At 59.8% G+C, this 18,378-nt stretch carries 15 protein-coding genes; 12 read left to right on the top strand and 3 right to left on the bottom strand.

Annotated elements, in window-relative coordinates; all coding sequences use genetic code 11:
- Nucleotides 1-69: 69 nt before the first annotated feature.
- Nucleotides 70-807 carry a 30S ribosomal protein S2 gene (gene rpsB / locus SB725_RS06400; RefSeq protein WP_003219330.1) on the bottom strand — a complete coding sequence of 246 codons (738 nt, stop codon included), beginning with the start codon at nucleotides 805-807 and terminating at the stop codon, nucleotides 70-72.
- Between the two features lie 372 nt (nucleotides 808-1,179).
- On the opposite strand from rpsB, the gene map reads away from it, so the two are divergent.
- The 4 genes from map (at nucleotide 1,180) to SB725_RS06420 (ending at nucleotide 6,964) form a co-directional block, all read left to right on the top strand.
- Complete coding sequence (map, locus tag SB725_RS06405; RefSeq protein ID WP_027924973.1) at nucleotides 1,180-1,962, top strand: type I methionyl aminopeptidase; 783 nt, start codon at nucleotides 1,180-1,182, stop codon at nucleotides 1,960-1,962.
- Between the two features lie 49 nt (nucleotides 1,963-2,011).
- Nucleotides 2,012-4,714, top strand: a complete 2,703-nt coding sequence (locus SB725_RS06410) for a [protein-PII] uridylyltransferase (RefSeq protein WP_027924972.1) — start codon at nucleotides 2,012-2,014, stop codon at nucleotides 4,712-4,714.
- A gap of 153 nt (nucleotides 4,715-4,867) precedes the next feature.
- Nucleotides 4,868-6,067, top strand: coding sequence for a succinyldiaminopimelate transaminase (gene dapC, locus SB725_RS06415; protein ID WP_027924971.1), 1,200 nt, complete (start codon nucleotides 4,868-4,870; stop codon nucleotides 6,065-6,067).
- A 165-nt stretch (nucleotides 6,068-6,232) separates the two neighbouring features.
- A complete protein-coding gene (locus SB725_RS06420) occupies nucleotides 6,233-6,964 on the top strand; it encodes a M12 family metallopeptidase (RefSeq protein ID WP_027924970.1) in 732 nt (243 codons plus the stop codon).
- Nucleotides 6,965-7,003: 39 nt separating this feature from the next.
- Here the strand turns inward: SB725_RS06420 and SB725_RS06425 are convergent, their stop codons facing one another.
- Nucleotides 7,004-8,635, bottom strand: a complete 1,632-nt coding sequence (locus SB725_RS06425; RefSeq protein WP_059181547.1) for a Na+/H+ antiporter — start codon at nucleotides 8,633-8,635, stop codon at nucleotides 7,004-7,006.
- A gap of 181 nt (nucleotides 8,636-8,816) precedes the next feature.
- Between SB725_RS06425 and SB725_RS06430 the strand changes: the two genes are divergently transcribed.
- The 4 genes from SB725_RS06430 (at nucleotide 8,817) to SB725_RS06445 (ending at nucleotide 11,987) form a co-directional block, all read left to right on the top strand.
- Nucleotides 8,817-9,179 (top strand): ArsC family reductase, encoded by a 363-nt coding sequence (locus SB725_RS06430; protein WP_007949322.1) that lies wholly within the window; start codon nucleotides 8,817-8,819, stop codon nucleotides 9,177-9,179.
- Nucleotides 9,180-9,211: 32 nt separating this feature from the next.
- A complete protein-coding gene (gene dapD / locus SB725_RS06435) occupies nucleotides 9,212-10,246 on the top strand; it encodes a 2,3,4,5-tetrahydropyridine-2,6-dicarboxylate N-succinyltransferase (protein ID WP_310263371.1) in 1,035 nt (344 codons plus the stop codon).
- Between the two features lie 134 nt (nucleotides 10,247-10,380).
- Nucleotides 10,381-11,586 (top strand): aminotransferase class V-fold PLP-dependent enzyme, encoded by a 1,206-nt coding sequence (locus SB725_RS06440; protein ID WP_194939931.1) that lies wholly within the window; start codon nucleotides 10,381-10,383, stop codon nucleotides 11,584-11,586.
- Complete coding sequence (locus SB725_RS06445) at nucleotides 11,583-11,987, top strand: SufE family protein (protein ID WP_194939932.1); 405 nt, start codon at nucleotides 11,583-11,585, stop codon at nucleotides 11,985-11,987. The genes SB725_RS06440 and SB725_RS06445 overlap by 4 nt, the downstream gene beginning before the upstream one ends.
- 31 nt (nucleotides 11,988-12,018) lie before the next feature.
- Here SB725_RS06445 and tcdA read toward each other — a convergent pair whose 3' ends face one another.
- On the bottom strand, nucleotides 12,019-12,834 hold the full coding sequence (gene tcdA / locus SB725_RS06450) for a tRNA cyclic N6-threonylcarbamoyladenosine(37) synthase TcdA (protein ID WP_032833614.1): 816 nt from the start codon (nucleotides 12,832-12,834) through the stop codon (nucleotides 12,019-12,021).
- 218 nt (nucleotides 12,835-13,052) lie between these two features.
- On the opposite strand from tcdA, the gene SB725_RS06455 reads away from it, so the two are divergent.
- The 4 genes from SB725_RS06455 (at nucleotide 13,053) to SB725_RS06470 (ending at nucleotide 18,264) form a co-directional block, all read left to right on the top strand.
- The gene (locus SB725_RS06455; RefSeq protein ID WP_059181551.1) at nucleotides 13,053-15,644 is read left to right on the top strand and encodes a glycosyltransferase; all 2,592 of its coding nucleotides are present in this window, start codon (nucleotides 13,053-13,055) and stop codon (nucleotides 15,642-15,644) included.
- Nucleotides 15,645-15,841: 197 nt separating this feature from the next.
- Complete coding sequence (dapE, locus tag SB725_RS06460; RefSeq protein WP_027924964.1) at nucleotides 15,842-16,993, top strand: succinyl-diaminopimelate desuccinylase; 1,152 nt, start codon at nucleotides 15,842-15,844, stop codon at nucleotides 16,991-16,993.
- Nucleotides 16,993-17,802 (top strand): putative RNA methyltransferase, encoded by an 810-nt coding sequence (locus SB725_RS06465; protein ID WP_027924963.1) that lies wholly within the window; start codon nucleotides 16,993-16,995, stop codon nucleotides 17,800-17,802. Before dapE ends, SB725_RS06465 begins: the two co-directional genes overlap by 1 nt.
- Nucleotides 17,803-17,886: 84 nt before the next feature.
- Entirely contained in the window at nucleotides 17,887-18,264 is a 378-nt protein-coding gene (locus SB725_RS06470) for a hypothetical protein (RefSeq protein ID WP_007947690.1), read from the top strand.
- Nucleotides 18,265-18,378 lie beyond the last annotated feature (114 nt).

The following is an 18,378-nucleotide window of genomic DNA, read 5'->3' on the forward strand; positions in this document are numbered from 1 at the left end:
CGGTTTTCGAGGTGGCAAAAAGGGGGCCAAGCCCCCTTTTTGCTTACTGAGTCAACGCCAAGGCGTCAATTACTCAGCTGCTGCTACCGGAGCTTCTTCAACGAACTGCTCGGTGCCGCCAGCAACGTGGTTGCGACCGCGGATCACAGCGTCAGCCATCGAACCCATGTACAGCTGGATAGCGCGGATTGCGTCATCGTTGCCTGGGATGATGTAGTCAACGCCTTCCGGGCTGCTGTTGGTATCGACTACGCCGATAACCGGGATGCCCAGCTTGTTGGCTTCGGTGATCGCGATGCGCTCGTGATCAACGTCGATAACGAACAGAGCGTCTGGCAGACCGCCCATGTCCTTGATACCACCCAGGGAACGATCGAGCTTTTCCAGGTCGCGAGTGCGCATCAGCGCCTCTTTCTTGGTCAGCTTGGCGAAAGTACCGTCTTCGGCTTGCACTTCAAGGTCACGCAGACGCTTGATGGAAGCACGGATGGTTTTGAAGTTGGTCAGCATGCCGCCCAACCAGCGGTGATCGACGTACGGCGAACCGCAACGTGCTGCTTCTTCAGCAACGATCTTGCCAGCGGAACGCTTGGTGCCGACGAACAGAATCTTGTTTTTGCCCTGGGCCAGACGCTCTACGAAAGTCAGAGCTTCGTTGAACATTGGCAGGGTTTTTTCAAGGTTGATGATGTGAATCTTGTTACGCGCGCCGAAAATGTACTTACCCATTTTCGGGTTCCAGTAACGGGTTTGGTGACCGAAGTGCACACCGGCCTTCAGCATATCGCGCATGTTGACTTGGGACATGATAGTTCCTTAATAAGTCGGGTTTGGCCTCCACGTATCCCAATGACCAACCAGCAGCATCAGCTGAAGGCACCCAGGTCATCGTGTCGACACGTGTGTGGATTTAAGCCTTTCGGGGTATCCCCGGAAAGCGGCGCATTTTATACCACAAGGCTGAAAAAAACGGAACCCGGATTCTCAAATCCTGATGCGCACCCTTAATAGACCCGTGGAATCGTTCAAGAATGCGCCTATCTATAGAGAGATGCGACGCACGAAGGCTCAGATTTGCACTGATCGTCTGATAGAATCAGGTTTTTCAGGGCCGCGAAGATCGATCGCACACCGCCCATTTCGTTTTGACAAGCGCCATCGAGCGCAGAGAGAGCCTGTATGACCGTCACCCTCAAAACCCCAGAGGACATCGCAAAAATGCGCATCGCCGGCAAACTGGCCGCCGATGTGCTGGAAATGATTGCCGAACATGTCAAACCGGGCATCACCACCGATGAGCTGGACCGCATCTGCCACGACTACATCGTCAACGAGCAGAAAGCCATTCCCGCGCCGCTCAACTATAAAGGCTACCCGAAGTCGATCTGCACCTCGATCAACCACGTGGTCTGCCACGGTATTCCGAACGAGAAGCCGTTGAAGGATGGCGACACCCTGAACATCGACGTCACCGTCATCAAGGACGGTTACCACGGCGACACCAGCCGCATGTTCCACGTCGGCACCGTGCCGGTCTGGGCCGAGCGCCTGTCGCAAGTGACCCAGGAATGCATGTACAAGGCGATTGAAATCGTCAAACCCGGCTGCCGCCTCGGCGACATCGGCGAAATCATCCAGAAGCACGCCGAAAAGAACGGTTTTTCGGTGGTTCGCGAATTCTGTGGTCACGGAATCGGTAAAGTGTTCCACGAAGAGCCGCAAATCCTGCATTACGGCCGTGCCGGCACCGGCATGGAACTGAAAGCGGGCATGACCTTCACCATCGAGCCTATGATCAACCAGGGCAAGGCCGACACCAAGGTGTTGGGCGATGGCTGGACCGCGATCACCAAGGACCGCAAGCTGTCGGCCCAGTGGGAGCACACCCTGCTGGTCACCGAAACCGGTTACGAGATCTTCACCCTGCGCGCCGACGACACCATCGCGCGCGTTTCGGCCTGATCCGGACCGCAACGCTCTCAGCCTTATAGATAGACAGGAAAGCCAATCGATGCCGCAGGTGGATCCCGAACTCTTCGACCGCGGCCAGTTCCAGGCTGAACTGGCCCTGAAGGCAAGCCCGATTGCCGCCTTCAAGAAGGCGATCCGCCAGGCCCGCGAGGTTCTCGACGGGCGCTTTCGCAGCGGCCGCGACATTCGCCGGCTGATCGAGGATCGCGCCTGGTTCGTCGATAACATCCTGCAAAAGGCCTGGGAGCAGTTCAACTGGAGTGAAGACGCCGACATCGCGCTGGTCGCGGTCGGCGGCTATGGTCGCGGTGAACTGCACCCGTATTCCGACATCGATCTGCTGATCCTTCTGGACAGCGCCGACCACGAGGTTTTCCGCGACTCCATTGAGCGTTTTCTGACGCTGTTGTGGGACATCGGCCTGGAAGTCGGTCAGAGTGTTCGTTCGGTGGATGAATGCGCCGTTGAAGCCCGCGCGGACCTGACGGTGGTCACCAACCTGATGGAAAGTCGCACTATTTGCGGCCCCGAGCGCCTGCGCCAGCGCATGCTGGATGTCACCAGCACCGCGCACATGTGGCCAAGCAAGGACTTCTTTCTGGCCAAGCGTGCCGAACAGAAAGCCCGTCATCACAAATACAACGACACCGAATATAACCTGGAACCCAACGTCAAAGGTTCGCCCGGCGGCCTGCGGGATATCCAGACGATTCTGTGGGTGGCCCGTCGTGAATACGGCACCCTGAACCTGCGTGCACTGGCCGGCGAAGGTTTTCTGGTAGAGAGCGAAAACGCCCTGCTGGCCTCGTCCCAGGAATTTCTCTGGAAAGTCCGTTACGCGCTGCACATGCTCGCCGGTCGCTCCGAAGATCGCTTGCTGTTCGATCACCAGCGCTCGATTGCCGGGCTGCTGGGCTTCGTCGGTGATGACGCCAAGCAAGCCATCGAAAACTTCATGCAACAGTATTACCGGGTGGTCATGAGCATTGCCCAGCTCAGCGACCTGATCATCCAGCACTTCGAAGAAGTCATCCTCGCCCCGGAAGACGAAGCGCCACCGCAGCCGATCAACTCGCGGTTCCAGTTGCACGACGGCTACATCGAGGCGCGCAACGACAACGTGTTCCGGCGCACGCCGTTTGCCATGCTCGAAATCTTCGTGCTGATGGCCCAGCAGCCGGAAATCAAAGGTGTTCGCGCCGATACCATCCGTCTCCTGCGCGAACATCGGCACCTGATCGACGACGACTTCCGTAACGATATTCGTAACACCAGCCTGTTTATCGAGCTGTTCAAGTGCAAGATCGGTATTCACCGCAACCTGCGCCGGATGAACCGTTACGGCATCCTCGGGCGCTATTTGCCGGAGTTCGGCTTCATCGTCGGCCAGATGCAACACGACCTGTTCCACATCTATACGGTCGATGCACACACCCTGAACCTGATCAAACACCTGCGTAAGCTGCAGTACTCACAAGTGTCGGAAAAATTCCCGCTGGCCGCCAAGCTCATGGGCAAGCTGCCCAAGCCCGAGCTGATCTATATGGCCGGGCTTTACCACGACATCGGCAAGGGCCGGCATGGCGACCACTCGGAAATCGGCGCGGTGGATGCCGAAGCCTTTTGCCAGCGCCATCAGTTGCCGGTGTGGGACAGCCGCCTGATCGTCTGGCTGGTGCAAAACCACCTGGTGATGTCGACCACGGCACAGCGCAAGGACTTGTCCGACCCGCAGGTGATCCACGATTTCGCACAGATTGTCGGCGATGAAACCCGCCTCGATTATCTGTACGTGCTGACGGTCGCCGACATCAACGCCACCAACCCGACCCTGTGGAATTCCTGGCGTGCCAGCCTGTTGCGCCAGCTCTACACCGAGACCAAGCGCGCCTTGCGCCGCGGCCTGGAGAATCCGGTCGATCGCGAAGAGCAGATCCGCCAGACCCAGAGCGCGGCACTGGACATCCTCGTGCGCGGCGGTACCGACCCGGACGACGTCGAGCAACTGTGGGCGCAGCTCGGCGATGACTACTTCCTGCGTCACACCGCCGGCGACGTGGCCTGGCACAGCGACGCGATTCTCCAGCAGCCGGCCGACGGCGGCCCCCTGGTGCTGATCAAGGAAACCACTCAGCGCGAGTTCGAGGGCGGCACGCAGATCTTTATTTATGCGCCGGACCAGCATGACTTCTTCGCCGTGACCGTGGCCGCGATGGACCAGCTCAACCTGAACATTCATGACGCCCGCGTCATCACCTCCAGCAGCCAGTTCACTCTCGACACCTACATCGTGCTCGACACCGACGGCGACTCGATTGGCGACAACCCGGCGCGGGTCAAGCAGATCCGTGACGGCCTGACCGAAGCCCTGCGCAATCCGGACGATTACCCGACCATCATCCAGCGCCGGGTGCCGCGCCAGCTCAAGCATTTCGCCTTTGCGCCACAGGTGACGATCCACAACGACGCCCAGCGTCCGGTCACGGTCCTGGAACTCACGGCGCCCGACCGTCCAGGCCTGCTGGCGCGAATCGGCACGATCTTCCTGGAGTTCGACCTGTCGCTGCAAAATGCCAAGATTGCCACGCTGGGCGAGCGGGTGGAGGACGTGTTTTTCATTACCGACGCGAACAACCAGCAATTGTCGGACCCGTTGCTGTGCAGCCGCTTGCAGGATGCAATCGTTGAACAGCTGAGCGTCAGCCACGAACCCGATATCAAGCTTTCCCGCATCAGCATCTGAAAAAACCAACTTTCCCTGTGGGAAAGCGCTTATGCAGGAGCCGGGCTTGCCCGCGATAGCATCACCTCGGTGCACTGACAAACCGAGGCGCCTGCATCGCGGGCAAGCCTGGCGCCTACAAAAGCCAGCCCCCACACCGAACGAGATCTACCGATGAACAACGCTCTGAACCAGTTGCAGCCCTACCCCTTCGAGAAGCTCCGCGCCCTGCTCGGCAGCGTGACGCCAAACCCGGACAAACGCCCTGTCGCGCTGTCCATCGGCGAGCCGAAACACCGCTCGCCAAGTTTCGTGGCCGAAGCCCTGGCCAGCAATCTGGATCAGATGGCCGTGTACCCGACCACCCTCGGCATCCCGGCCCTGCGTGAAGCCATCGCCGCCTGGTGCGAACGCCGCTTCAGCGTTCCGAACGGCTGGCTCGACCCGGCGCGTAACGTGCTGCCGGTCAACGGTACCCGCGAAGCGCTGTTCGCCTTCACGCAGACCGTGGTCAACCGTGGCGACGATGCGTTGGTAGTCAGCCCGAACCCGTTCTATCAAATCTACGAAGGCGCGGCGTTTCTCGCCGGGGCCAAGCCGCACTACCTGCCGTGCCTGGACGAAAACGGCTTCAATCCGGACTTCGATGCCGTTTCGCCAGACATCTGGAAACGCTGCCAGATCCTGTTCCTGTGCTCGCCAGGCAATCCGACCGGTGCACTGATCCCGGTCGACACTCTGAAAAAGCTGATCGCCCTGGCGGATGAATACGACTTCGTGATCGCCGCCGACGAGTGCTACAGCGAACTGTACTTCGACGAACAAACCCCGCCAGCCGGCCTGCTCAGCGCCTGCGTGGCGCTGGGTCGCAAAGACTTCAAACGTTGCGTGGTCTTCCACAGCTTGTCCAAGCGTTCCAACCTGCCGGGCCTGCGCTCGGGCTTTGTGGCCGGTGACGCAGACATTCTCAAGGGCTTCCTGCTGTATCGCACCTACCACGGCTGCGCGATGCCGGTTCAGACCCAACTGGCCAGCGTGGTCGCATGGAATGACGAAGTGCATGTGCGCGCCAACCGTGCGCTGTACCGCGAGAAGTACGACGCGGTGCTGGAAATCCTCAGCCCGGTGATGGACGTGCAGCGTCCGGATGGCGGTTTTTACTTGTGGCCCAATGTTGCAGGCGACGATGAAGCGTTCTGCCGTGACCTGTTTATTGAAGAACACGTGACGGTAGTGCCGGGTTCCTATTTGTCCCGTGAAGTTGACGGCGCTAATCCGGGAGCTGGTCGCGTGCGCATGGCACTCGTCGCACCGTTGGACGAATGCGTAGAAGCGGCGAAGCGAATTCGCGACTTCATTACTCGTAATAAGTAAGTATCCGGCCCGCACTGTGCAACGCAGCGCGGGCCTCTCATACAGCAAGTTACACTTCTGCCAAAATTAAAGTTCACTGAACTGCAGCCGCCCCTTACTCTCATGTAGCGCATTGCTGTGCGCACTCACACGACTTTTACTCTAACTTCATGGAAGAAGTAGCCAATGAACAGTATTGAAGACTGCAACCTCATCCAGTGGCCCGATGATCAACAATCCTACGACGCTGCTGTTAACGAGAACCCTGATAACGCAGGTTCCGCAACCGGCACCCGGCGCAAACGCTCGCTGATCAATTACTCGAAACTCTGGGCAAACGGACGCACGCTCAAAATCGCTTTTATCGATGGCCCCGACGATGAGCACAAACAGAAAATCATCGACGCCGCTAGCCAATGGCTGCCGTATATCAATCTCAAGTTTGAGTTCGTCGATGATATGCAGGGCGAGATTCGGATCGCTACCAGGAACAATGAAAACAGCTCAATGCTGGGCACCGACGCGCTGTTGATTCATCCCGACTGGCCGACCATGAACCTGGGAGTCAAACCTGACCATGAAGATTTCGCAGTGATTGTGACTCACGAGTTTGGTCACGCCTTGGGAGCAATGCACGAACATCAACACCCCGAAGCCAATATTCCCTGGGACAAACCGAAGGTGTATGAGTTTTACCAGAATAGAGAGATGAACCCGTTGACCAAAGAACAGGTCGATAGCAATCTCTTTGAGCCCTTCAATACAATCGAAGCGATTTATACCTCGTACGACAGAAAATCCATCATGCACCACCCGGTCGCTAACACGCTGACTCTAAAAAATTGGGAAATCCCTATCAACCGTAAAATAAGTAAAAAAGATAAGAGACTGATGTCGTTGCTTTATCCAAAACGTTAGCAATCAAGTTATCCATAGATTCGAGTGAGCCCGCTTAGACTATTTAACCAGCCCAAGATTGGCCTCACTCAAGTCCAGCTCACCCAACACCTCTCGCAGCACGTCATCACCAATCTGGTGATGACGACTGAGGTTATACAACTCCAGGCGTTGCGCCCGCAGCGCCTTGAGTCGTAATCGGCGCTCCAGCAGATCCATCTGAAAGGCCAGCGCCTGGGCTTCCGCCGAATCATTGAACACATCCAGCTGATGCCGATACTCGGACATGATCCGTGCCTTGAGTTCGACAGCCAACGCTGCCTCACTCGCGTCTACAGGCTTGGCCTCTTCGATTTCCAGCGCATGAATCGCCGCTTCAGCGGTCTTGCGCCACGCGTCTCGCACTTCATTGCGGCGCTTGTCGTCAGGACTTATTTCAATGCCGCGCAGTAACAGCGGCAAGCCGATACACGCTGAAATCAGCGACAACAGGATGACCCCGGCCGCGATGAAGATCAGCAGGTCGCGCTCAGGGAATGCCTCGCCCCCCATCATCAGTGGCACCGACAGCACGCCCGCCAACGTCACCGCACCGCGTACTCCGCCGACCGTCAGCAGCCAACAGGAACGCATCGTCGGCACATGCGTCATCTCGCCTTTGCCGCGCAAGCGCCGCATCAACACCGACAAACGCCAGATGCTCTGCACCCAGACAAACCGCAACACCAGCAGGACCAGGAAAATCGCCAGCACATCCAGACAGCGGTAGAGCAGCGTCGGCCACAGCGAGGTTTCATGGCTGGCCACCGCCTTGATGATGTCCGGCAGCTGCAAGCCCAACAACAGGAAAATCAGGCCATTGAAGGCAAATTCCAGCAATGACCAAACGCTGCGGTTGAGCAGTCGGGTGCTGGTCTGGCGCGGCAGCAAGTCGAGCCAGCTCTGCATCATCCCCGCCGCCACCGCCGACAAAATGCCCGAGGCACCGAGCCGTTCAGCCAACACATAAGCGGCGAACGGCAGCAGCAACATGAACACCACGTGAGTCGCCGGGTCATCCCAACCGCGAGCAATCATCCACGACCGCGAGCGCCCGACCAGCCAGCTCAGTGCCACGCCGACGGCCAGGCCTCCAACCGCCACCAATACAAACGCCAGACTGGCACTGGCCAGCGAGAACACGCCCGTCACCGCAGCGACCAAAGCGAATTTGAAGGTCACCAGACCCGAGGCATCGTTCATCAGCGCCTCGCCCTGGAGCATGTGCATCAAGGGCATGGGCAAGCGATTGCGGGAAATGGCCGATACCGCCACGGCATCCGTCGGCGACAATACGGCGGCAAGGGCGAAGGCCACCGGCAGTGGAATGCTCGGGATCAACCAATGAATGAAGTAACCCGCGCCGACTACAGTGAACAGGACCAATCCCACCGCCAACGTCAGGATCGGCCCGCGCAGTCGCCAGAACTCACGCTTGGGCATGCGCCAGCCGTCGGAGAACAGCAGCGGCGGAAGGAACAGAAAGAGGAACAGTTCCGGGTCGAGTGCCACGTGCAAACCCAGGGTCGGCCACGCCAGCAACGCCCCGGCAGCAATTTGCACCAAGGGCAGCGGCAGCGGGATCACCCGTCCGATCAGACGCGAAACGCCGACCAGCATCAACAGGATAAGAACGGTATAGGCGGTTTGCATAAAGCGCGGTTCCCAGCAATCGACAGCATCGAAGTGCCATATTAGCCGCATAGACTGCACGACGGACGTTACACCAATGTCGCAGGCGGATCTGAGCTCCCACAGGTTTTGCGTTTTAACCGGAAGGCCATGGCATAATCCGTCACCTTTTTTTTTCAGCACCTGCAAAGGGGGCAATTCCTTGACCGTTTCAAGCAAAACGTTGCACCTTTTCGGCATCAAAGCCTGCGACACCATGAAAAAGGCGCGCACCTGGCTCGATGAACACGCTGTCAGCTATGACTTTCATGATTACAAAACGGCCGGAATCGACCGTGAACACCTGACCCAATGGTGCGACGAGCACGGCTGGCAAGTGGTGTTGAACCGTGCAGGCACGACCTTTCGCAAGCTCGACGACGAACGCAAAGCCGATCTCGACCAGCCGAAAGCCATCGAACTGATGCTCGCACAACCCTCGATGATCAAGCGCCCGGTGCTCGATCTCGGTGACCGAACCCTGATTGGCTTCAAGCCAGATATCTACGCGGCAGCGCTCAAGTAAGCCAGCCCGTTCAATTTTGTAGAGGTATTCACATGTCCAATTCCCTGTTCAGCCTGGCCTTCGGTGTCGGCACTCAAAACCGTCAAGGCGCATGGCTGGAAGTGTTCTACGCCGCCCCTGTCCTGCATCCGTCGGCTGAAGTCATCGCCGCCATCGCGCCGGTCCTGGGTTACACCGAAGGCAATCAGGCCATCGCTTTCAGCACCGCTCAGGCGTCGCAACTGGCTGAAGCGCTGAAAGGCGTCGACGCTGCCCAGGCTGCCCTGCTGACCCGTCTGGCCGAGAGCCACAAGCCGCTGGTCGCGACCATTCTGGCCGAAGACGTGCAACTGACTTCCACGCCTGAGGCTTACCTCAAGCTGCACCTGCTGTCGCACCGCCTGGTCAAGCCCCATGGCCTGAACCTGGCCGGCGTGTTCCCGCTGCTGCCGAACGTGGCATGGACCAGCCAGGGCGCGATCGACCTGTCCGAACTGGCTGAGCATCAACTGGAAGCCCGCCTGCGTGGCGAGTTGCTGGAAGTGTTCTCGGTGGACAAGTTCCCGAAAATGACCGACTACGTGGTACCGGCCGGCGTGCGTATCGCTGACGCGGCACGTATCCGTCTGGGCGCTTACGTCGGCGAAGGCACCACCGTGATGCACGAAGGCTTCGTCAACTTCAACGCCGGCACCGAAGGCCCGGGCATGATCGAAGGCCGCGTTTCCGCTGGCGTATTCGTCGGCAAGGGTTCGGACCTGGGCGGCGGTTGCTCGACCATGGGTACCCTGTCGGGCGGTGGCAACATCGTGATCAAGGTCGGTGAAGGCTGCCTGATCGGCGCGAACGCCGGTATCGGTATTCCGTTGGGCGACCGCAACACCGTTGAGTCGGGCCTGTACGTGACCGCTGGCACCAAAGTGGCGCTGCTGGACGAAAACAACAAGCTGGTCAAAGTCGTCAAGGCGCGTGAACTGGCCGGCCAACCTGACCTGTTGTTCCGTCGCAATTCGGAGACCGGTGCCGTGGAATGCAAAACCCACAAATCGGCCATCGAACTGAACGAAGCGCTGCACGCTCACAACTAAGCGACGTCACGATCACCTGTAGGAGCAGAGCTTGCTCGCGATGGGGCCCCTGAGGCCACTAAAAGCTTCGCGAGCAAGCTTTGCTCCTACGGGTTTGGCGTACACCCGCCCATGTTTACCAGGGCCGAAATAACATGATGATCCCCTCTCCCTGGCGCGCCGATTTTCCGGCCATCGCCGCTCTGCAACGGCAAGACCAGACCTATCTGGACAACGCCGCCACCACGCAAAAGCCTCAAGCCCTGCTGGATGCCCTGACGCATTACTACGCCAACGGCGCAGCCAATGTGCATCGGGCGCAACACTTGCCCGGCGCCCACGCCACCCAAGCGTTCGAGGCCAGTCGCAGCAAAGTCGCGCAATGGCTGAATGCTGGCGATGGCGGGCAGATCATCTTTACCCATGGCGCGACCTCCGCGCTGAACCTCCTGGCCTATGGCCTGGAGCATCTTTTCAATCCGGGCGATGAGATTGTCATCAGCGCCCTGGAGCATCACGCCAACCTGCTGCCATGGCAGCAACTGGCCCAGCGGCGCGAGCTGAATCTGGTGATCCTGCCGCTGGATGCCGACGGCTTGATCGATCTTGAGGCCGCCGCGCAGTTGATTGGGCCGCAAACCCGCTTGCTGGCGGTCAGTCAGCTGTCCAACGTGCTCGGCGTCTGGCAGCCACTGCCGTCCTTAATGGCGATGGCCAAGGCGCACGATGCGTTGACCGTGGTCGACGGCGCTCAAGGCGTGGTGCATGGCCGGCATGACGTGCAGGCACTGGGTTGCGACTTCTATGTGTTTTCCAGCCACAAGCTCTATGGCCCCGATGGCCTCGGTGTGTTGTTCGGCCGCAACGAGGCACTGAAGCAACTGCGTCACTGGCAATTCGGCGGCGAAATGGTGCTGGATGCGGATTACCACCACGCACGCTTCCGCCCTGCCCCGTTGGGTTTCGAGGCCGGAACGCCACCTATTGCCGCTGTGATTGGTCTGGGCGCGACCCTGGATTACCTCACCGGGCTCGATCAGGACGCCGTTAACGCCCATGAAGCCGCGCTGCATGATTACTTGCTGAAGGGTCTTGAGGCCCGTAACGGCATTCGATTGCTGGGCAAACCGCAACTGGCCCTGGCGAGTTTTGTCGTCGAGGGTGTGCATAACTCAGACCTGGCGCATTTGCTGACCGAACAGGGAATTGCCGTTCGTGCCGGGCATCACTGCGCGATGCCGCTCCTCAAAAGCTTCGAACTGGCCGGGGCGATCCGGGTGTCGTTGGCGCTGTACAACGATTCCGAAGACCTGGAGCGATTCTTTGAAGCGCTGGATCAGGCGCTGGAGCTGTTGAGATGAATCTGCCTGCCGATGCGGTGGCGGCGCTGGAGACGTTCCAGAACGCTGCCGGCTGGGAACAGCGCGCGCGATTGCTGATGCAATGGGGCGACCGCCTGCCTGCGTTGAGCGATGTGGATAAGGTAGATGCCAACCGGGTGCATGGCTGTGAAAGCCAGGTCTGGTTGGTGGGCGCGCTGCTGGACGGTTATTGGCAGTTTGCGGCAAGCAGCGACGCGCGGTTGATTCGCGGGTTGGTGGCGTTGCTGCTGGCGCGGGTCAACGGGTTGTCGGCGGCTGAATTGCGGCAGGTGGATTTGCCGGAGTGGTTCAATCAACTCGGGCTTTCGCGGCAGCTGTCGCCGTCGCGCAGCAATGGCCTGAATGCCGTGCTCCAGCGAATGAATGAGTTGGCTCAGTAACTGATTGTTCCCGCGCTCTGCGTGGGAACAATCATCCAACCTCAGGCTTTACCCGATCCGAAGGGCGCCGAACACCCGCCACAATCTTGTCCACAGCCTTGGTCGCCGCCACCATCCCGAACGTCGCCGTTACCATCATCACCGCACCAAACCCGCCCGCACAGTCCAGCTTCACGCCATCGCCGACAAAACTCTTCTGCAAACAGATGCTGCCATCCGGTTTCGGGTAGCGCAGTTGCTCAGTAGAAAACACACAAGGCACGCTGTAATGGCGAGTCACGGTGCGAGAGAAGCCGTAGTCGCGACGCAAGGTCGAGCGCACTTTCGACGCCAACGGATCATTGAACGTACGGTTCAAGTCGCACACCTGAATCAGCGTCGGATCAATCTGCCCACCCGCACCGCCGGTGGTGATGATCTGGATCTTGCGCCGCTTGCACCAGGCAATCAGCGCGGCCTTGGCGTTGACGCTGTCAATGCAATCGATCACGCAGTCAATGTTCGGCGTGATGTACTCGGCCATGGTCTCGCGGGTGACGAAATCCGCCACCGCGTGCACCGAGCAGTCCGGGTTGATCCCGCGCAGGCGCTCGGCCATCACTTCAACTTTGGGTTTGCCGACGGTGCTGTCCAGCGCGTGCAACTGACGGTTGGCGTTGCTGACGCAGACGTCGTCGAGGTCAAACAGCGAAATCTCGCCCACGCCACACCGGGCGATGGCTTCCGCAGCCCACGAACCCACGCCGCCGACGCCAACGATTGCCACATGCGCAGCGCGCAGGCGCTCCAGCCCCTCGATGCCATACAAACGGGCGATGCCTGCAAACCGCGGATCTTCTGTACTCATGACCAATACCCCAAAAACCGGCGCGCATTATAGGGCCACTGCGCGAGAACTTTTAACCTTCTGGCTACAAGTGTAAGAACTTATGTGAAAGCAAATTGCCCAATGTCCGGCAATTCCCTGTCCGCTGTACGAAAAGAGAATGCCCGGTGTAGGATGCGCGCCCCTTGGCGACCGCCAACCGTTCCTTCGTTCCACAGTCTTTGGAACCTGAAATAGCTATGTCATCCCGCAAATTTGGACTCAACCTGGTCGTGGTGCTCGCCATCGCAGCCTTGTTTACCGGCTTCTGGGCGCTGATCAACCGCCCGGTCACCGCCCCCAACTGGCCTGAACAGATCTCCGGCTTCTCGTACTCGCCGTTCCAGCAAGGCCAGTACCCGCAGAAAGAGCAGTACCCGACCGACGATCAAATGCGTCGCGACCTGGAGATCATGAGTAAGCTGACGGACAACATCCGTACTTACTCGGTCGACGGCACCCTGGAAGACATTCCCAAGCTCGCCGAGGAATTCGGCCTGCGCGTGACCCTGGGGATCTGGATCAGCCCGGACCAGGAGCGCAATGAGCGCGAAATCACCCGTGCCATCGAAATTGCCAACACCTCCCGCAGTGTGGTTCGCGTGGTGGTCGGTAACGAGGCGATCTTCCGTAAGGAAATTACCGCTGCCGAACTGAGCGTGATCCTTGATCGCGTGCGCGCCGCCGTGAAGGTGCCGGTGACCACGTCCGAGCAGTGGCACGTCTGGGAAGAACACCCGGAACTGGCCAAGCACGTCGACCTGATCGCCGCCCACGTTTTGCCTTACTGGGAATTCATCCCGGTGGACAAAGCCGGCCAGTTCGTCCTTGACCGCGCCCGCGACCTGAAAAAGATGTTCCCGAAAAAACCGCTGTTGCTCTCGGAGGTTGGCTGGCCGAGCAACGGCCGTATGCGTGGCGGCACCGATGCGAGCCCGGCGGATCAGGCGATCTACCTGCGCACCTTGGTCAACAAACTCAACCGCCAGGGCTTCAACTACTTCGTGATCGAAGCATTTGACCAGCCGTGGAAGGCCAGCGACGAAGGTTCGGTGGGCGCGTATTGGGGTGTGTTCAATGCCGCGCGCCAGCAGAAATTCAACTTCGAGGGCCCGGTGGTCGCGATCCCGCAATGGCGCGTGCTGGCGATCGGCTCGGCCGTATTGGCATTGCTGTCCCTGACCCTGCTGATGATCGACGGCTCGGCCCTGCGCCAGCGTGGCCGTACCTTCCTGACCTTTATCGCGTTCCTGTGCGGTTCGGTGTTGGTGTGGATCGGTTACGACTACAGCCAGCAATACAGCACCTGGTTCAGCCTGACAGTTGGATTCCTCCTGGCCCTCGGCGCGCTCGGGGTCTTTATCGTTCTGCTGACCGAGGCGCATGAACTGGCCGAAGCGGTCTGGACTCACAAGCGTCGTCGTGAATTCCTGCCGGTGGTGGGCGACTCGGACTACAGACCGAAAGTCTCAATCCACGTGCCCTGCTACAACGAGCCGCCGGAGATGGTCAAACAGACCCTCAACGCGCTGGCCAACCTCGATTACCCGGACTTCGAAGTCCTGATCATCGACAACAACACCAAGGACCCTGCGGTCTGGGAACCGGTGCGCGATTACTGCGAAACCCTCGGCCCGCGCTTCAAGTTCTTCCACGTTGCACCGCTGGCCGGTTTCAAGGGCGGCGCGCTGAACTACCTGATCCCGCACACCGCCAAGGATGCCGAAGTCATCGCGGTAATCGACTCGGATTACTGCGTCGATCCGAACTGGCTCAAGCACATGGTGCCGCACTTCGCCGATCCGAAAATTGCGGTGGTGCAGTCGCCGCAGGACTATCGCGATCAGAACGAAAGCACCTTCAAAAAGCTCTGCTACGCGGAATACAAAGGCTTCTTCCACATCGGCATGGTCACCCGCAACGACCGTGACGCGATCATCCAGCACGGCACCATGACCATGACCCGGCGCTCGGTGCTTGAAGAGCTCGGCTGGGCTGACTGGTGCATCTGTGAAGACGCCGAGTTGGGTCTGCGCGTGTTCGAAAAAGGCCTGTCGGCGGCGTATTACCACACCAGCTATGGCAAAGGCTTGATGCCCGATACCTTTATCGACTTCAAGAAACAGCGTTTCCGCTGGGCCTACGGAGCGATTCAGATCATCAAGCGCCACACCGCCAGCCTGCTGCGCGGCAAGGACACCGAGCTGACCCGTGGCCAGCGTTACCACTTCCTTGCGGGCTGGCTGCCGTGGGTCGCAGATGGCATGAACATCTTCTTCACGGTCGGCGCATTGTTGTGGTCGGCGGCGATGATCATCGTGCCGCAGCGGGTCGATCCGCCGTTGCTGATTTTCGCAATCCCGCCGTTGGCGCTGTTCGTGTTCAAGGTCGGCAAGATCATCTTCCTGTATCGCCGCGCCGTCGGCGTGAACCTCAAAGATGCGTTCTGCGCGGCTCTGGCCGGGCTGGCGTTGTCGCACACCATCGCCAAAGCGGTGCTGTACGGCTTCTTCACCAGCAGCATTCCGTTCTTCCGCACCCCGAAAAACGCCGATAACCACGGCTTCTGGGTGGCAATTTCGGAGGCCCGTGAAGAGGTGTTCATCATGCTGCTGTTGTGGGGCGCGGCGCTGGGGATCTTTCTGGTCAACGGCTTGCCGAGCAACGACATGCGCTTCTGGGTGACCATGTTGCTGGTGCAATCGCTGCCATACCTGGCGGCGCTGATCATGGCGTTCCTGTCTTCGCTGCCGAAACCGGCCGCCGAGCCGGAGCCGGCACCCGCCGTCTAAATCTGTATGGATGCACTAAACGGCGGCCAATGGTCGCCGTTTTGCTTTAAGATAACCGCCATTTTGCGCGCCCAGCACCAATTCCTGTAGGAGCAAAGCTTGCTCGCGATTGATGCGACTCGGTGTAACAGAAAGACCTCATCATCGTTCATCGCGAGCAAATTCTGCTCCTACACAATTAGCTTCCGGAGTTTTCCATGACGGCCCACGCCGACCTTTCGCCGACCCTTCAACTCGCCATCGACCTGATCCGCCGTCCGTCCGTGACGCCGGTCGACGCCGATTGCCAGAAGCAGATGATGCAGCGCCTGGGCGATGCCGGTTTCATGCTGGAACCGATGCGCATCGAAGATGTGGATAACTTCTGGGCGACCCACGGCAAACATGACGGCCCGGTGCTGTGCTTCGCCGGTCACACCGACGTGGTGCCGACCGGTCCGGTGACGGCCTGGCAGATCGACCCGTTCAATGCGCTGATCGACGAACACGGCATGCTCTGCGGCCGTGGCGCGGCGGACATGAAGGGCAGCCTGGCATCGATGACCGTGGCCGCCGAGCGCTTCGTTGCCGATTACCCGGACCACAAGGGCAAGGTCGCTTTCCTGATCACCAGCGACGAAGAAGGCCCGGCGCACCACGGCACCAAGGCGGTGGTTGAACGCCTCGCCGCGCGTAAGGAACGTCTGGACTGGTGCATCGTCGGCGAACCGTCGAGCACCACGCTGGTAGGCGACGTGGTCAAGAACGGCCGTCGCGGCTCCCTCGGTGCCAAGCTGACCGTTCGTGGTGTTCAGGGCCACGTGGCCTATCCGCACCTCGCCAAGAACCCGATCCACCTCGCTGCCCCGGCCCTGGCCGAATTGGCCGCCGAGCATTGGGACCACGGCAACGATTTCTTCCCGCCGACCAGTTTCCAGATCTCCAACGTCAATTCCGGCACCGGCGCGACCAACGTGATCCCGGGCGACCTGGTGGCGGTGTTCAACTTCCGCTTCTCCACCGAATCCACCGTTGAAGGCCTGCAAAAACGCGTCGCCGACATCCTCGACAAGCATGGCCTGGACTGGCACATCGACTGGGCGCTGTCCGGTCTGCCGTTCCTGACCGAGCCGGGGGCGTTGCTGGATGCCGTGGCGTCGAGCATCAAGGACATCACCGGCCGCGACACCAAGGCGTCCACCAGCGGTGGCACCTCCGACGGTCGCTTCATCGCGACCATGGGCACGCAAGTGGTTGAACTGGGCCCGGTCAACGCCACGATCCACCAGGTCAACGAGCGTGTACTGGCCGCCGACCTCGACGTGCTGACCGAAATCTACTACCAGACCCTGATCAAGTTGCTCGCCTGATGCTCGCTTGCCCGATCTGCAGTGAACCGCTGAACGCGGTGGACAACGGCGTGGCCTGCCCCGCCGGGCATCGGTTCGACCGCGCGCGCCAGGGTTACCTGAACCTGTTGCCGGTGCAGCACAAAAACAGCCGCGACCCTGGGGATAACCTGGCCATGGTCGAAGCCCGCCGCGATTTCCTGAACGCCGGCCACTACGCGCCGGTGGCCAAGCGTCTGGCGGAACTGGCGGCGCACTATGCGCCACAGCGCTGGCTGGACATCGGCTGTGGCGAGGGTTACTACACCGCGCAAATCGCCGAGGCCTTGCCCAATGCCGACGGTTACGCGCTGGACATCTCCCGCGAAGCGGTCAAACGCGCCTGCAAACGCAACCCGCAGCTGACCTGGTTGATTGCCAGCATGGCGCGGGTGCCGTTGGCTTCCGGCAGTTGCCAGTTTCTCGCCAGCGTCTTCAGCCCATTGGATTGGGAAGAAGCCAAACGCCTGCTCAGCCCCGGTGGCGGCTTGATGAAAGTCGGGCCGACCAGCGGCCATCTGATGGAGTTACGCGAGCGGCTGTACGACGAAGTCCGCGAATACACCGACGACAAGCATCTGGCCCTGGTGCCGGACGGCATGGCGTTGGCGCACAGTGAAACCCTGGAATTCAAACTGACGCTTGCAGAGGGTCAGGACCGCGCGAACCTGCTGGCCATGACGCCCCACGGCTGGCGCGCCAGTGCCGAACGCCGCGCAGCGGTCATCGAACAGGCCGAGCCGTTCGAGGTCACTGTGTCGATGCGCTACGATTACTTCGTTCTTCAATAAACCCTTAATTTTTTGGTCTTGAGCAACGGCTTGAGGCCGGCTAAATCCGCGAATGGATTTTTCAGACCCGCAGTGAGGACATCCATGCGCCAACCCGATATCGAGATTTACCTGAAAGACGCCGACGTCGACTACAAGGCCATCGCGGCCTGGCTCGGCACTGCGTTGGGCCCGTGCACCGACTGGGTTCAGAAAGGCCAGACATACAAGTGCAAGGCCGGCAACGTGCCGGTGACCTGGTTGCCAAAAGCCGTGGGCAAATGGAACAGCCTGTTTCTGGACAGCGACCAGACCCCATGGGAAGACGACATTGCCTGCGCCCGCGCAGCCTTTGCCGCGCTGAACGTCGAAGTGCGTTGCGCGCCGGGTACGTGGGTCGAGGAAGAAGGTGAAGAGACAGCGGATCGCTGGATGCGTATCAGCGCTGACGGTGAAGAAGAAATCACCTGGAAAACTGCTTAAAACCAGTACACAAAACCTGTGGGAGCGAGCTTGCTCGCGATGGGGCCCTGTCAGCCAACATCAATGTTGAATGTCAGTCAGTCATCGCGAGCAAGCTCGCTCCCACAGTGGTTC

It is taken from the genome of Pseudomonas sp. SIMBA_041, assembly GCF_046535095.1.
GTDB classification, from domain to species: domain Bacteria; phylum Pseudomonadota; class Gammaproteobacteria; order Pseudomonadales; family Pseudomonadaceae; genus Aquipseudomonas; species Aquipseudomonas mucoides.